Source organism: Streptomyces sp. NPDC104313, assembly GCF_055583985.1.
Map to the genome: position 1 here is coordinate 133,865 of NZ_JBVJMW010000004.1, position 17,149 is coordinate 151,013.

Here is a 17,149-nt window from a genome sequence, read left to right on the forward strand (position 1 = left end):
GGCGCCGAGCCGGGCCGGCCGGTTCTCGGACCGGTGTCACTTCGGGGGAAGAGCCCCCTGCGCGACGAAGAACCGCAGGTAGAGATCGACCAGCCGGGGACCGGGGGAGGGCCGGAGAAGTCCGGAGCCGGCCAGCCCGGAGCGCAGCCGCTGGGTGTCGAACGGTTCGGGCACCCAAGGAGCCGGCGGCCTCGGTCCTCCGCCACGCAGCTGGGGCAGGAACGGGGCCACCGGGTTTCCCGGATCGTCTGCCAGCGCCTCGGCCCACTCCGCCGGTTCCGCCAACCCCACCGGCCGTCCGCAGTCGGCCATCCACGCTCCCAGTTCGCCCATGGAGATCGCCGGGGTGTCCGCGTGATGGAAGATCCCGCCCTCCGACTCCGGTCGCAGTGCCAGATGAACCATGCCCTCGGCCACCTGGTCGACCGGAGTCCACAGCTCGGCCGGTCCGTGCGCGGGCAGCAGACCCACCCGGAGCGAGCCGATCAGCAGCCGCGCCAGGAAGTCGTCCTCGGTCCAGGCCCCGGTGCGGCTGTGCCCGGTCACCCGGGCCAGCCGGTGGACGGTGGTGGGAACCCCGAGGCGACCGGCCTGCGCCACCAGCGCCTCGGCGGCCCGCTTGCTCAGCACATAGCCGTTGCCGGGACCGCCTACCTCGGGAAGCTCCGCCTCGGCCGGCCACCGGGCGGCTCCCGACTCCAGCCGGGGGATCACGGAGAGCGTGGAGGTGTGGTGCAGCCGCTTGAGCCGGGCGGTCATGGCGAACCGTACGATCTCGGCCGTTCCCAGGGTGTTGCCCGCACGCAGCGCCGGGTAGCCGCGGAGCAGACTGATCGAGGCCGCGTTGTGGAAGACGGTGTCGATCCGCTCGGCGAGGGCCTGGTGATCGGCGGCGGACAGGCCCAGACCGGGCCGGGAGAGATCGCCCGGGACGACGACGACCCGGTCCGCCGGCGGGGCCGGAAGTCCGAAGCGGTCCATGGTCTCCCGGAGGCGTACGGCCGCCCGCTCCGGATCCGCGGCCCGGATCAGACAGTGCACCCGGGCGTCGGTCCGGGCCAACAGGGTGTCCAGCAGGAAGGCCCCGACGAATCCGGTGGCGCCGGTGAGCAGGATCTCGCCGGGGGCGTCCGCGGCCACCGCTTCTGCGGCGGGACGGACCGGAGCCGGATCGAGCCGGGCGTCGAGCCGGAGCTGGACCAGCGGATCGTCCGTGCCGCCCGCTGCGGCGACAGGGCCCGGCGCGCGGACGGAAGCCGCCGCCTCCACCACCGCTGCCAGCTCCGCCACCGTAGGACCTTCGAAGAAGGCCCTGGTCTCCACCTCCGTACCCAGTTCGGTCCGGATGCGGGCCAGGAGCAGAGGCACCAGGAGCGAGTGCCCGCCGAGCGCGAAGAAGTCCTCGTCCACACCGACCGCGGGCAGGTCCAGCAGGTCGGCCACGACATCGGCCAGCGCCTTCTGCACCGGGTCGGACGGGCGATCCGCTTCGTCCCGGTTCCGCCGGGCGGGGGCCGGGAGCGCCGCCCGGTCGAGTTTGCCGCTGCCCGTCACCGGCAGAGCGTCGAGCACCACCACGGCGTACGGCACCATCGGGCCGGGCAGTACGGCCGCCAGAGCGGTCCGCAGTACCTCGGGGTCCAGGGCCCGGCTCCCGCCGCCGACCGCGTACCCGACCAGACGACGTCCACCGGGCAGGTCCTCCCGGACCGTCACGGCCGCCGACACCACCCCGTCGAGCGCGGTCAACGCCGCCTCCACCTCGCCGAGTTCGATCCGGAAGCCGCGGATCTTCACCTGGTCGTCCGTGCGGCCGACGAAGTCGATCCGCCCGTCGGGACGGCGGCGCACGATGTCACCGGTCCGGTAGAGCCGGGATCCGGCGGGGCCGTAGGGATCGGCGATGAACCGTTCCGCGGTCAGCGCGGCCCGGCCCAGATAGCCGCGGGCGAGCCCGGCGCCGCCCAGATACAGCTCACCGGGCACCGACGGAGGCACGGGACGCAGCGTGGCGTCGAGCACATGGGCACGGGTGCCCGGGTCCGGTATTCCGATGGGCACCGATCCGGGCACGGTGTCCGCGTACTCGCCCGGATCGCAGGCGCCGAGGGTGGAGTTGACGGTGGCCTCGGTCGGGCCGTACGCGTTGAAGAGCCGTCGGCCGGGCCCCCAGCGCGTGACCAGCTGCGGTGACACCCGCTCGGTACCCGCCAGCAGCACCGAGTCCTGTGGGAGCACGCATCCCGGTGGCAGCGCCTCCAGCAGCGCTGGGGGCAGGATCAGGAGGTCCGCCCCGTGCTCCACGGCGTACTCGGTCAGTTCGGGCCCGGCCACCCGGCGTTCCTTCGGCACCATGATCAGCCGCCCGCCGCTGCACAGGGCGAGGCAGAGTTCCCAGAACGCCACGTCGAAGGCGGGCGAGGCGAACTGGAGCACCCGGGTGTCGGGGCCCACGCCCAAGCGTTCCCGCTGGGTCGCGATCAGTCCGGCGACTCCGGCGTGGGTGAGCAGAACCCCCTTGGGGCGACCGGTCGAGCCCGATGTGTAGACGAGGTAGGCGGCGCTCTCCGGGCGTACCGGACCGCCGCGTTCGGCATCGGTGACGGTGTCCGACGCGAACTCACCGACCCGGGCGGTGACGGCCGGGTCGTCCAGGGACAGCGCCAGGGCACCCGGACAGGCCACGGCCGGATCGACCGCCGATCCGGCCGTGGTGATCACGACGACCGGATCGGCGTCCTGGAGCATCAAGGCGATGCGTTCGGCCGGGTGGTCGATGTCCAGCGGCAGATAGGCGCTTCCCGCTTTGACCACGGCGAGCTGGGCCACCGTCGTCTCGATGGAACGGGGCAGCGCCAGCGCGACCAGGCCCTCCCGGCCCGCTCCGCACGCCAGGAGCAGCCGGGCGAGGCGGTTGGCACGCTCGTCGAGCTCGCGGTAGGTGATCTCCTCCCGCTCCAGGACCATGGCGATGGCATCGGGCCGGAGCGCGGCCTGCTCCTGAAAGGCGTCGACCAGGGTGACGGGGGTCTGGACGGATCCCGCACCGCTCCATTCGCCCAGCAGCCGGGCGCGCTCGTCCTCGGAGAGCACGTCGATGTGGCCGATCGGCCGGTCCGGTTCGGCGGTGACCGCTTCCAGCACCCGTACCAGCCGTTGGGCCAGGGCCTCGGCGGAGGACGCGTCGAAGAGATCGAGCCGGTAGTCGATCCGGCCGCTGACACCGCCGCCGTCCTCGTACTCGGTGAGGTCCAGCGCCAGGTCGAACTTGGCGGTGCGCAGTCCGGTGTCGTGCTGGGCCGCGGTGATGCCCAGCAGGGTGGGTCGTACGGGCGGGGCGACCTGATGGGCGAGCATGACCTGGAAGAGCGGGTGGCGGGAGAGCGAACGGGCCGGGTTGAGCACGTCCACCAGCCGTTCGAAGGGCAGCTCCTGGTGGGCGTAGGCGCTGAGGCCGATCTCCCGCACGCGGTCCAGGAGTTCGCGGAAGCCGGGATCGCCCGAGGTGTCCGCGCGCAGCACGAGGGTGTTGGTGAAGGACCCGACCAGATCGGTGAGGGCTTCGTCGGCACGGCCGGCGACCGGAGTTCCGAGCGGGATGTCGTCTCCGGCTCCGAGCCGGGTCAGCAGCGCGGCCAACGCGGCCTGGAAGACCATGAACACGCTGGCGTCGCGACTCCGGGCGAGTTCTCCCAGAGCCCGGTGGAGAGCGGGAGGTACGGAGAAGGCGACGGCCTCGGCGCGGTGGCCGGCGGTGGCGGGCCGGGGCCGGTCGGCGGGGAGGGCCAGCTCTTCGGGGAGGCCCGCGAGCGTGGTGGTCCAGTACTCCTCCTGGCGGCGGCCGAGGCTGCCCGGATCGCCCTCGGGGCCGAGTAGTTCGCGCTGCCACACGGTGTGGTCGGCGTACTGGACGGGCAGCGGCGCGAAGGACGGTGCCCGACCGGCCAGGCGGGCGGAGTAGGCGGTGTCCAGGTCACGCAGCAGCGGTTCGCGAGAGGCACCGTCGGCAGCGATGTGATGCACGAGCAGGACCAGGAGGTGGTCATCGGGTCCGACGGTCAGCAGATGGGCGCGGAACGGGATCTCCCGGTCCAGGGTGAAGCGGTGGCTCGCGGCCGCGGCGAGGCGTGCGGGCAGCGCCGCGGGGGTGGTGTCCTCGGTGTGCAGTTCGGGACGGGCCTCGTGCGGTGGCAGGACGTGCTGACGCGGTACGCCGTCGGCGTCGGGCAGGACGGTGCGCAGGGCCTCGTGGCGTTCGGTCAGGTCTCCGAGGGCGGCCCGCAGCGCGGCGTGGTCGATGCGTCCGGTGAGCCGCCACGCCCAGGGGATGTTGTACGTGGTTCCCTCCAGGTCCAGCCGGTCCAGGAACCAGAGCCGCCGCTGGGCGAAGGAGAGCGGAATCGCCGGAGGCCGGACGACGGGAACGAGCGGCGTCCGGGTGGCGGGCCCGCCGTCCAGGACCCGGGCGAGCCGGGCGGGGGTGGGCGCGTCGAAGACGGCGCGCAGCGGCACCTCGGTGTTCAGCTCGGTACGGATGCGGCTGACCAGCCGGGTGGCGAGCAGGGAGTGGCCGCCGAGTCGGAAGAAGTGGTCGTCCGGTCCGGTGGCGGGCAGACCGAGGACATCGGCGAACAGCGCGCACAACTGCCGCTCGCGCGAGGTGAGGGGCGCCCGGCCCCCGTCCGCCGGGCGTCGGCCCGGGGCGGGAAGGGCGCGACGGTCCAGTTTGCCGCTCGCGGTGAGCGGTAGCGCGGCCAGCGCGACGAAGTCGGCGGGCACCAGCTGCTCCGGCAGGACGCGGGCGGCGTGGGCGCGGAGCGCGTCGAGGTCGAGCTCCTCCGCCGGGACGCCCGGGACGGGTACGGCGTAGGCGACCAGGCGGAGATCACCAGGGCGGTCCTCGCGGGCGACGACGCTGACCCGGGAGGCTCCCGGCGCGCCGGTGAGCGCGGCCTCCGCCTCGCCGGGCTCGACCCGGAAGCCGCGGATCTTCACCTGGTCGTCGGTCCGGCCGATGAACTCCAGGACACCCTCCCGGTCGGAGCGCACCAGGTCGCCGGTGCGGTACATCCGTGTCCCCGGAGCTCCGAAGGGGTCGGCGAGGAAGCGTTCGGCGGTGGCGCCGGGGCGGCCGAGGTAACCGCGGGCCAGTTGGGGCCCGGCGAGATGGAGTTCGCCGGTGACGCCGGGCGGGACCGGGCGCAGCGCCCCGTCCAGGACGTACACCCGCGTGTTGTGCACGGGGCGGCCGATGGGCACGGTCGCGGAGGGCGGGGCGGCGGGGTCGTGCGGGTGGGCGGTGACGTCGATCGACGCCTCGGTGGGGCCGTAGAGGTTGTGCGGGTTCAGTCCCAGCAGCCGGTGGCAGCGATCGGCGCTCTCGCGGCGCAGGGCCTCGCCGCTGCAGAGCAGCAGGCGCAGCGAGCGGCAGTCGGCCGCGCCCGGTTCCTCCAGGAAGGCGTCGAGCATGGACGGGACGAAGTGGACGGTGGTGATGTGTTCGTCGCGGATCAGTTCCGCGAGGTAGGCGGGATCCTTGTGGCCGCCGGGGCGGGCCAGGACCAGAGTGGCCCCGGTGGCCAGCGGCCACAGGAACTCCCAGACGGAGACGTCGAATCCGGCGGAGGTCTTCTGGAGGACCCGGTCGCCGGGACCCAGCGGATAGGCGTGCTGGGTCCAGTGGAGCCGGTTGACGATGCCGGTGTGCGGGACCGTGACGCCCTTGGGGCGGCCGGTGGAGCCGGAGGTGTAGATGGTGTAGGCCGGGTGGAGGGGGTGGAGCGGGGCGGTCCGCTCGCCGGGACGCAGGTCGTGCCCGGGATGGTCGCCGCCGGTGCCGGGGCCCACGGCCAGCCGGGGGGTCCCGGGGTGGTCGGCGTCGTCCGGGGCGTCGTACGGGGTGAGCAGCAGAGCGGGCCGGGCGTCGGCCAGCATCAGGGCCCTGCGCTCGGCCGGATAGTCCGGATCGATGGGCAGATACGCGGCTCCGGCCTTGTGGACGGCGAGGATCGCGGTGACCAGTTCGGGTGAGCGGGGCAGCATGAGCGCGACGGTGTCCTCGGGGCCGATGTCGCGTGAGACGAGGACCCGGGCGAGCCGGTTGGCACGGGTGTTGAGTTCGGCGTACGTGAGGCTGTGGCCCTCGTGCACGAGGGCTTTTTCGTCCGGTCCGGCGGCGGCCCGCGCCTGGAACAGCTCCGGCAGTGTCTCGGAGGTCGGCGGTGTGCGCTCACCCCGCCAGCTCTTCAGGACCCGGGCCGTCTCGTCGGGGCCGATGGCCTCGACGCGGGCAGTGGGACGCCCGGGATCGGCGGCCAGTTCGCCCAGTACTCGCAGGAGTTGTTCGCCGAGCAGCGCGACCTCGTCGCGGTCGAAGGTGTCCGGCCGGTGATCCAGGGTGAGGTGGAGGCCGCCCGGGGTGGTGCGGTCGGGGACGGCGGTGAGGGTCAGCGGATAGTGCGTGGCGTCCTCGCCGTCCAGACCGGTGACCCGTACGCCGGCCACCGGCTCCCCGGTGGTGGGCGGCGGGTAGTTCTCCACGATCGCCAGAGTGTCGAAGAGTTCGCCGCTGTCCGCCGTCGGAGCCGAGCGCCGGATCTCGGCCAGGCTCGGGTACTGGTGGCCCAGCAGACGGGACTGCTCGTCCTGAAGGCGGTCCAGCAGGGCGCCGACGGATTCGGCCGGGTCCAGCCGGACCCGTACCGGGACGGTGTTGATGAAGAGCCCGATCATCGACTCCACGCCGGGGATCTCCGGGGGACGGCCGGAGACGACCCCGCCGAAGACCACGTCACCGCGGCCGGTGCGACGGGCCAACAGCAGGCCCCAGGCGGCCTGGACCAGGGTGTTGGTGGTGAGCCCGCGACCACGTGCGAGGGCGTGCAGGGCGGCGGCGAGGGGCGGGGGAGTGGTGAGGTCGAGCCGGTGCGGGAGCACCGAGGCGCGGGTCGGGGAAGGCCCGGCGAGCAGGGTGGGGCCCTCCAGTCCGGCCAGCGCCTCGTCCCAGACGGCAGTGGTGGCAGCCCGGTCCCGGGTGTCGAGCCAGGCCAGGTAGTCACGGTAGGGGGTGACGGCGGGCAGGGGTGCCGGGGCGGGCCCGGCGGCGAATCCCTCGTACAGCGCGAGCAGTTCGCGCAGCACCAGAGGGGAGGACCAGCCGTCGAGCAGCACGTGGTGGAAGGTGAGGGTGAGACGGTGACGGTCCGGAGCAAGCCGGATCAGCGCCATCCGCAGCAGCGGAGGGGTGCGGATGTCGAAGCGGCGGGTGCGTTCGCGGTCAGCCAGATCGGCGAGGGCGGCGCGCTGCCCGGCGTCGTCGAGGCCGGACAGGTCGTGCTCGGCCCAGGGGAGTTCGACGGCCCGGAGCACCACGGCCATCGACCGGCCCTTGGCGTTGGTGCGGAACACGGACCTGAGGTTGGCGTGCCGGTCGAGCAGGGCCTGTCCGGCGCGGCGCAGGGCCTCGGCGTCGGCGGGCCCGGTGAGGCCGACGCCGAGTCGGACGGTGTAGACGTCGGGGCCCGACCCGTCGTCGAGCAGCGTGTGGAAGAGCATCCCCTCCTGGAGGGGGGTCAGGGGCAGGACGTCCTCGATGCGGGACTGCTGGGTCATGACGGCATCCTGTCGATGTCGATGGAGGTGTCCTCGGGTGTGGAGGCGCGGGCGGAGCCGGTGCCGGCGGTGCCGGATCCGGCTGCCGTGATGCCGCCGCCGCCGCCGTCGCCGTCGCCGTCCCCGTCGAACTCGGCTTCCAGGGCGTTGATGTCGTCCTGGGTGAGTTCGACGAGAGGCAGGTCCGAGGGGGTGTGCCCACCGGTGCCGGGCAGTTCGGCCCCCTCGACGACGGCCTCCAGGACGCTGAACCACGTGGTGGCGAGGGCATGGGCCCGCTCCCGCGTGAGCAGGGACGGGGCCCAGGTCCAGCGGGCGGTGAGCCGAGGGCCGGCGGGGGTGTCCCAGGTCGCCGCGTTCACCTCGATGGCGTGGGTGAGCGGCATACCGGGGTCGGCCCCGCCGCCCACCGGGCCGCCCGCGCCCCCGGCCGGGGCGACCGTGTCCGGGGCGGCGAACCTGCCCAGGTAGTTGAAGCCGAGGAGTGGTTCGGGGAGCGCGGAGAGGACGGGCGCGGTGTCGGCGTTGAGGTGGCGGAGGAGACCGTGGCCGAGGCCGCTGTCGGGGATGGCGCGCAGCTGTTCCTTGATGTCCTTGACCGCGCGGCCGAGGGCGGCCGGGTCCTCCCGCATCCCCTCGGAGGTCAGGGAGCCGGTGGTCAGCCGGACCGGGTGGACGGCGGTGAACCAGCCCACGGTGCGGGAGAGGTCCGTTCCCGGGAAGAGATGGTCGTGCCTGCCGTGGCCCTCCACGTCGACGACCACGGGCAGACCGCCTTGGGGCCACTGTCCGACGGCGATCGTCAGCGCGGCGAGCAGGATGTCCTGGATCCCGGCGTGGAAGGTACCCGGGACCCGGCCGAGCAGAGGTTCGGTGTGCCGGGCGGAGAGCTGGAGCTCAAGGCGCCCCGCGGTGCCCGCCGTGTCCCGCACGGGATCGGGGCGCCGCCCTTCGAGGAGGGGCCCGGGGTCGGTGAGCACCTCGGTCCACAACGGGAGCTCGGCGGTGCGCCCCGGACGGTGGGCCTCCTCGGCGAGGAGCGCGGCCCAGCGGCGCAGCGAGGTGGTGGGCGCGGGGAGTTCGGCGGGAGTGCCCGAGATGGCCGCGGTCAGTGCGAGTTCGAGGTCCGGTAGCAGGATGCGCCAGGAGACGCCGTCCACGGCGAGATGGTGCAGTACCAGCAGGAGTACGCCGGAACGGCCGGGCCCGGCGTCCAGCCATTCGGCTTCCAGGACAGTCCCGGCGCCGGGGGCGAGCCGTTCGCGGGCCGCCCCGGCGCGCTCCCGGGCGGTGCGTTCCAGCTCGGCGCGGGTCGCCCCGGCGCACTCCACGCGGCGCAGCCGGGGCGCGGCGGGTACCGAGCCGCGCTCTCGGACGTGCAGGGCCCAGCCGCCCGTGGAGCGTTCGGTACGGAGCCTGAGTGCGTCGTGGTGGTCGGTGAGGGTCTGGAGGGCGGAGGTGAGCTGCCGCTCGGTGGCTCCGGCCCGCACGGGGACGACGGCGGACTGGGAGAGACCGTCCACCGGACCGTCGAGTCCGCCGAGCCAGGCCGTGATGGGGGTGGGGCCGACCTCGCCCGTGCCGTCGTCCGCAGGTGCGGCGGCGGGGGCCGCGGCGGTCGCGGCTGCCGCGGCGTCGGCCAGGGCTGCGGGGGTGCGGCGGGTGAAGACGTCCCGAGGGGTGAACGGCAGGCCGGCCGCGCGGGCTCGGGAGACCAAGGAGATGGCGAGGATGCTGTCACCGCCGAGTTCGAAGAACGAGTCGTCGGGACCGGCCCGCTCCGTGTGCAGGACCTCGCGGAAGAGCTCGCACAGAACGGTCTCGGCGGGCCCGGCGGGCGGCCGGGTGGCCGTGCCTGTGCCCAGGTCGGGGGCGGGCAGTGCCCGGTGATCGACCTTGCCGTGCGGGGTGAGCGGGAGGGTGTCGAGGACAGTGAAGGAGGCGGGCACCATATGCGGCGGCAGCAGGGCCGCGGTGTGGGCGCGCAGTTCGGCGGAGGTGGGTGGGTGGCCGTCGGCGGTGGCGGCCCAGGCCACCAGCCGGGTGCCGCCGGGGCCGTCGTCACGGGGGAGGACGACACAGCGGGAGACGCCGGGGTGGGTGGCCACCGCGGTCTCGATCTCGCCGGGCTCGATCCGGAAGCCGCGGATCTTGACCTGGTCGTCGGCCCGCCCGGCGAACTCCAGGGTGCCGTCGACGGCGCGGCGGGCCAGGTCGCCGGTGCGGTAGAGACGCTCGCCGGGGGAGAAGGGACTGGCGACGAAGCGGGCCGCGGTCAGTGCGGGCAGCCCGAGGTAGCCGCGGGCGAGCTGGGGGCCGCCGAGATAGATCTCGCCGATGACGCCGGGCGGGACGAGGCTCAGCTCGGGGGAGAGCAGATGGGCGCTCAGCCCGGGGAGAGGATGCCCGATGACACTGGCCGCCGAGGCCGTCATTCCGGCGTGCAGGAGCTGGTAGGTCGCGTGGACGGTGGTCTCGGTGATCCCGTACATGTTGACGAGGTCGGGGGAGCCGGCCGCCCGTCCGGTGTGGTCGGCGTACCACTCGGCGAGTCGCGGTGGCTGGAGGGCCTCGCCGCCCAGGACGACGGTGCGCAGTGTGCCGGTGGGACGGCCGCGGTCGTGGACGGCGCGGGCGAGCTGGTGGAAGGCGGACGGGGTCTGGTTGAGCACGGTCACCCGGTGCTCGTCGAGGAGAGCGAGGAAGTCCTCGGGCGAGCGGCTCGTCCCCGAAGGCACCACCACCAGCCGGCCGCCGTGCAGCAGGGGGCCCCAGAGTTCCCAGACGGAGAAGTCGAAGGCGTAGGAGTGGAAGAGGGTCCAGACGTCGTCGGGACCGGGGTTGATCAGGGGGGCCGTGGCGGTGAAGAGCCGTACGACGTTGCGGTGCGGGACCAGGACGCCCTTGGGGGTCCCGGTGGACCCGGAGGTGTAGATGGCGTAGGCGGGATGGTCCGGGTGCAGCGGGGTGCGGCGATGCCGGTCGTCCGGGTCGTGGTCCGGGCGACCGCCGAGGTCGGCGAGCACGTCGGGATCGTCGAGCAGGAGGGTGGCGTCCGTGAGACGGCCCGGGAGTGCGCCCGGCGCGGTGCCGGAGAGGGTCAGCAGGGCGGTGGGCGAGGCATCGGTGAGCAGGAGACGGATCCGCTCGGCAGGGTAGTCCGGGTCGACCGGAAGGTAGCCGGCACCGGTCTTGAGGACGGCGAGGACGGCCACCACCAGCTCCGCCGATCGGGGCAGAGCGAGGGCGATGAGCTGTTCGGGGCCCGCACCGAGCTCGATCAGCCGGTGTGCCAGCCGGTTGGCACGGGCGTTCAGTTCGCGGTAGGCGAGCCGGTCGGCGTCGTGGACCACCGCGATCCGGCCGGGGGTGCGGGCGGCCTGCTCCTCGAAGAGCGAGGGCAGGGTGGCGCCGGAGGCCTCCGGTGTCCCGGAGGCCGTCAGGAGGGCGCGGCGCTCCTCGGGCGCGAGGACGTCGATGGTCGCGCAGGCTGCCCCGGGTGTGTCCACGAAGGCTGTGAGGACGCGGCGGAACCGGTCCAGAACGGCCTCGGCCTCGGCCCGGTCGAAGACGTCGGGGCGGTGTTTGAGGGTGAGCTCCAGACCGGTGGGGCCGGGCATCACCATCAGGGCGAGCGGATAATGGGTGGCGATGGGCCGGGTGGTGGAGACGGCGGTGAGGCCGGAGTCCTGTTGGGCCGCGCTGATGGAGTCCGCGTCGAAGGGGAACGACTCGAAGACGGTGAGCGTGTCGAAGAGTTCACCGGTGCCGGTGAGGCGCTGGATGTCGGCGAGGCCGAGCTGCTGGTGGTCCACGAGGGCGGCCTGTTCGGCCTGGACGCGGGTGAGCAGGGCGGCGACGGTCTCGCCGGGGTCGAGCCGGATCCGTACCGGCAGGGTGTTGATCAGCAGCCCGACGATCCGTTCGACACCGGGCAGCAGCGGCGAGCGGCCGGAGACGGTGCCGCCGAAGACCACGTCACGGCGGCCGGTCAGCCTGCCGAGCAGAATGCCCCAGGCGCTCTGGACCACGGTGTTGAGGGTGACGCCCCGGGCGCGGGCGAGTGAGGTGAGCCGCTCGGTGAGCTCGCGGGGCAGCTCCGCGACGACCTCGTCGGGCAGTTGGGGCCGGTCCGGGCGCCCCGGGGCGAGCAGGGTCGGCTCGGTCACCCCGTCGAGGGCGGTGCGCCAGGCGTTCAGCGCCGCGTCCCGGTCCTGGCGGGCGAGCCAGGCCAGGAAGTCGCGGTGCGGCCGGGCCGCGGGGAGGGCGGACGGGTCGCCGTCGGCCGCGTAGAGCGCGAAGAGGTCGCGCATCAGCAGCGGGGTGGACCAGCCGTCCAGGACGATGTGGTGGTTGGTCATCACCAGCCGGTGCCGGCCGGGGCCGGTGGTGATGACGAGGAAGCGGATGAGCGGCGGCTGCTCCAGGTCGAAGCGGTCGAGCCGGTCGGCCTCGACCAGCCGGTCGAGTTCGGCGGCGCGGCCGTTCTCGTCGAGCGCGGAGAGATCGATGTGCCGCCAGGGGACGGCGACCTCGCGGAGCACCACCTGGAGGGGCGTTTCGCCGTCGCGGACGAACCCGGCCCGCAGACAGGTGTGGCGGCGGACCAGGGCCTCGGCGGCGCGGCGCAGCCGGGCGTGGTCGAGCGGGCCGGTCAGGTCGATCAGGAGCTGGGCGACGTAGACGTCGATCGAGGTCTCGTCGTAGACGGAGTGGAAGAGCAGACCCTCCTGGAGCGGGGTCAGCGGGAGGACGTCCTCGATCGGGGAACGGGCGTTCATGCGGTGCGCCACCTCGATTCGAGGGCGTCGAGCCGGCTCTGGTCGATGGTGACCAGAGCGAGGTCGGAGGGAGTGTGGCCGCCCGCGTCGGGGCGGTCGGCGTGGGCGGCGAGAGCGGTGAGGGCGCGCTGCCAGTGCTCGGCGAGCGCGGTGACCTCATCGGTGGAGAGGACCCCGGAGGGGTGGCTCCAGTGGGCGGTGAGCCGGGGGCCTTCGGGGCCGTCCTCGGTGAGGGCGTTCACGACGACGGCGGAGGGCGCGGGCATATCGGCGTCGGACGCGGCGGTCAGCCCGCCGGGGCCGAAGCTCCAGGGGGTGGCGCTCTTCCCCGCGTCGGTGCGGAACCGTCCCAGGTAGTTGAAACCGATCTGGGGTTCGTGGTGGGCGGCGAGGACCGGCTCGGTCTCGGTGTTCAGATGACGGAGCAGGCCGTATCCGAGCCCCCGGTCCGGCAGCGAACGCAGATGTTCCTTGATGAGCTTGACGGCGGTTCCGGCGGCCGGCCCGCCGGAGAGCGCCTCGTCCAGGTCGACTCCCGTGGTGTCGAGCCGGACCGGGTACTGACTGGTGAACCAGCCGACGGTACGGGTCAGGTCCGTGCCGGGCACCACGCCCTCCTCGCGGCCGTGACCCTCCAGCGTCACCAGGGTGGTGGGTTCGACGATGCCCCGGTCGCGCCGCCAGGCGGTGACCGCCAGGCCCAGTGCGGTCAGCAGGATGTCCTCGGCGCCCGCGAAGTAGGCGGCGGGGACGGTCGTCAGGAGGGCCGTGGTGGTGGCGGTCGGCACGGTGGTGGTGACGGTCCGCACCGTCGACCAGCGGTCGAGGGCGGGGTCCGGACGCCGGGTGCCGAGCACCGGGTCGGGGCCGTCCAGGACGGCGCGCCACCGGTCGAGTTCAGCGGTGCGGGCGGGGCTCCGGGCCGCTTCGGTGAGGCCGCCGGTCCACTGGGCCAGGGAGGTGCCCACCTCCGCGAGCCGTGGCGTCCCGCCGGATCGCACCGACTCCCAGGCGGCGGCCAGGTCCTCGGTGATGATGCGCCAGGAGACGCCGTCCACGGCGAGGTGGTGGATGAGCAGCGAGAGCCGGCCGCCGGCCGGTCCCGCGTCGTACCAGACGGCCTGGAGCATGGTTCCGGCCCCGGGGTCGAGCCGCTCCAGCGCCGTGCCGTGCTCCCGTTCGGCGACGGCCGTGCGCTCGGACTCGGAGAGACCGGAGACGTCGACCCGGTGCAGCAGGGCCCCGGCCCGGACCTCGCCCCGTGGCCGCACGGTCAGCAGGGGCCCCGCCTCGAGTACGGAGCGCAGGGCGCCGTGATGATCGAGGAGGGCCTGGAGGACTGCGGTCAGGCCGGCGAGGTCCAGCTCGCCCGGAACATCGAGGAGCGTGGACATGTGGTGGCGGGGGAGCAGCCCACCGGGGCGGGCGTCGAAGGCCCGCATCAGGGGCGTGGGGGTGGCCGTCGCGGTGTCGTCTCCCGCGGCGGCCGTCGGCGGAGAGGGGGCGGGGGCGGTCGTGGCGAAGGCGGCGGCCAGCGCGGCGGGGGTGCGGTGGGCGAAGACGTCACCGGGGGAGATGGGCAGTCCCGCCGCGCGGGCCCGCGAGACCAGCGAGATGATGACGATACTGTCGCCGCCGAGCTCGAAGAACGAGTCGTCCACCCCGACGTGGTCGACGCCCAGCAGACCGGCGAAGAGCTCGCACAGTGCCCGCTCGGCCTCGGTCCGGGGCTCCCGCGCCGGCGCGGCGGCGGTGAAGCCGGGGGCGGGCAGGGCCCGGCGGTCCGTCTTGCCGGAGGGGGAGAGCGGCATGGTGTCGAGCAGGACGATCGCGGCCGGTACGGCGTGCTCCGGCAGCCGGGCCGTCAGATGGTCGCGGAGCGCGGCCTCGTCGACGGCGTTCGGGGCGGACGGGACCGCGTAGGCGGCGAGGTAGGTGCCGCCGGGGCCGTCGTGGTGGGCGGTGACGGCGGCCGTGGCGACACCGGGGAAGGCGGCGACCGCGGTCTCGATCTCGCCGGGCTCGATCCTGAATCCGCGGATCTTCACCTGATCGTCCGCACGGCCCAGGAACTCCAGGGTGCCGTCCGGGCGGCGGCGCGCCAGGTCGCCCGTGCGGTAGAGGCGCTCGCCGGAGCCGAAGGGGTCGGCGATAAAGCGGCCCGCGGTGAGACCGGGGCGGCCGAGATAGCCGCGTGCGAGCTGGACCCCGCCGATGTACAACTCGCCGGTGACACCGTCGGGGACCGGCCCCAGCGCGTGGTCCAGGACATGGCAGCCGGTGTGCGGCACCGGCCGGCCCACCGGGACCGGGCCCGGCGGGACGTTCTCGGCGGTGCCGAGGGGATGGAGGAGAGCACCGACGGTGGTCTCGGTCGGACCGTATTCGTTGATGACCTCGACGGATCCGTCCGCCGGAGGGCGCCAGTCCTCCAGGGCCTCGCCGCGCAGCACCTCACCGGCGATCACCAGGGTTCGTGGCCCTGTCTCGGAGAAACGTACGGACGGGAGCAGCGGCAGATGGCTGGGGGTGATCTTGAGGAAGCTCGCTCGTCCGGCCGCCGAGGCCAGCGCGTCCAGGGTGTCGTCGCAGAGTTCGAGGACGCCTCCCCGCAGGAGCGGGCCGTACATCGGGGTCACCGAGAAGTCGAAGGAGACGGAGGAGTGCATGAGCGTGTGCCCGCTCAGGCCGGTGAAGACGCGTGCGGCCCACTCCAGGTGGGCGGCGAGCGCCCGGTGGGCGACGAGCACGCCCTTGGGAGTGCCGGTGGAGCCGGAGGTGTAGATGACGTAGGCCGGATGATCGGGGTGGAGCGGGACGGTCCGGTCGTGGTCGCCGATGTCGTCCGCGCTGTACGCGGTCAGGCCGGCGGCGGTCTCCGGGGCGTCCAGGAGCAGCCGGGGCACCCCCTCGGCGCGTGGCAGTCCCGGGTCGGCCGCGAGGGTGGTGAGCAGCAGGGCCGGCGCGGCGTCGGTCAGCATCAGGCGGATCCGGTCCGCCGGATAGGCGGGGTCGACCGGTACGTAGGCGGCACCTGCCTTGAGTACGGCCAGGGCCGCGACGACGGTGTCCGTGGAGCGGGGTACGGAGAGGGCCACCAGGCTCTCGGGGCCGATGCCGCGTCCGATGAGGTGGCGGGCGAGCCGGTTGGCGCGGCGGTTCAGCTCGGTATAGGTCAGTGAGCCCTCGGGGGAGAGCAGCGCGGTGGCTCCGGGGGTGCGCCCGGTCTGCGCCTCGAAGAGGGCGGGCAGCAGCAGGCCGGACACGGCCGGGAGGCTCTCCCCCAGCCCGGCGGCGATGATCCGTTCGCGTTCGTCGTCGGTGAGCAGGTCCAGGGCGGAGATGGGGGTGTCGGGCCGCTCCAGCGCCGCGTCGATCAGAGTGTCCAACTGTTCGAGGAGTTGCCGTGCCATGGCGGCGGCGCCGTCGTCGGCCCAGTGATTGGCCTCGATGCCCACCTCGTCGCCGACGAACTCGGCGGCCAGGGTGAGATCGAAACGGGCGCTGCCGTTGTAGACGTGGCGACGGGTCGCGGTGAGTCCGGTGGCGGCGAAGGGTTCGAGGACGGTGCTGCGGAGGGAGAGGACGACGTTGAACAGACCCTGCTCGCCGTTGCGGCGGTGGGGATCGGCCTCACGGGCGACCTGGTCCAGCTCGACGTCCTGGTGCTCGTACGCCCCGACGCAGCAGGTACGGGCCTTGGCGAGCAGCTCGGTGAAGGTGTCGCCGGGACTGACCTCGGCCCGTAGCGCGAGAGTGTTGCCGAGGTAGCCGACGACCTCTTCGGCGCGTGGGAAGTCCCGGTTGACCACGGGTGCGCCGATGACGAAGTCCCGGGCCCCGGTACAGCGGTGGAGGAGGGCGTTGACCGCGGCGAGCAGCACCATGAAGGGCGAGGCGCCCTCACGACGGGCGAATTCCCGGATCCGGCGGCCGGTTCCGGGGCGCAGCCGGTGTGCCTGGTCGTCACCGGAGCGCCCGGTGCCGCCGCTGCCTCCGCTGAGCCGGGGCAGGCCGAGTGGCGGTGGCGGGTCGGCGAGCTGGTCGCGCCAGTACGCCAGCCCTTCGGGCCGGGCCGGGGCGGGCCTTTCGGGGGCGGCCGCCTCGGCGAACTGCAGGGCGGGCCGGCGGGTCGGCCCGGTGCCCGCGAGGAGGCCGCGGTACTCCTCCATCAGCTCGCCGAAGAAGACGCCGGAGGTGGCGTCGTCCCAGGCGATGTGGTGGGCGACCAGGACCAGGGTGAAGGTCTCGTCGCCGGTGCGGATGAGACGTACCAGCAGCGGGGAGTCCGTGCCGAGGTCGAAGACGTGGCCGGCGGCGGAACGGGCGAGTTCCTCGGTGCGGTGGTCGGTTCCGGCGGCGGGGAAGTGGCGCAGATCGACCTGGTCGTAGGGGGCGGGGAGCTCGGGGCGGACCCGCTGGACCGGGGTGTCGTCGGGGCCGGAGTGATAGGTGGTGCGCAGGATGTCGTGCCGCCGGGTGAGGCGGGCGAGGGCCTGCCCGAGGGTGTCACCGTCCAGCGGACCCCGCAGATCCAGGGCGATCAGCACGTTGTAGGCGACGCTGTCCGGGTGGAGCTGCTGGATCGACCACATGCGCCGTTGGCCGGGCGAGAGCGGCAGCTCCCGGTGGACCGGGACCGGTGCGGCCCGGGGCTCGGGATCCGCGGTGAGCTGCGCGCGGGCTTTGGCCCGGCGCAACAGCTCGCGCCTGCGCTCCAGTGCTTCTCGTTCCGTCCGGGCAGCATCGGTTGTCAC

General features: G+C 73.8%; 3 protein-coding genes. All 3 read right to left on the reverse strand.

The features are described 5' to 3' along the window. Window positions 1-36: 36 nt before the first annotated feature. The 3 genes from ACZ60Q_RS10955 to ACZ60Q_RS10965 are packed head-to-tail and all read right to left on the reverse strand — an operon-like array spanning window position 37 to window position 17,149. Window positions 37-7,611, reverse strand: coding sequence for a non-ribosomal peptide synthetase (locus ACZ60Q_RS10955; protein WP_469631547.1), 7,575 nt, complete (start codon window positions 7,609-7,611; stop codon window positions 37-39). After that, the gene (locus ACZ60Q_RS10960; protein ID WP_469631549.1) at window positions 7,608-12,392 is read right to left on the reverse strand and encodes an amino acid adenylation domain-containing protein; all 4,785 of its coding nucleotides are present in this window, start codon (window positions 12,390-12,392) and stop codon (window positions 7,608-7,610) included. The genes ACZ60Q_RS10955 and ACZ60Q_RS10960 overlap by 4 nt, the downstream gene beginning before the upstream one ends. Then, complete coding sequence (locus tag ACZ60Q_RS10965; RefSeq protein ID WP_469631552.1) at window positions 12,389-17,149, reverse strand: amino acid adenylation domain-containing protein; 4,761 nt, start codon at window positions 17,147-17,149, stop codon at window positions 12,389-12,391. The genes ACZ60Q_RS10960 and ACZ60Q_RS10965 overlap by 4 nt, the downstream gene beginning before the upstream one ends.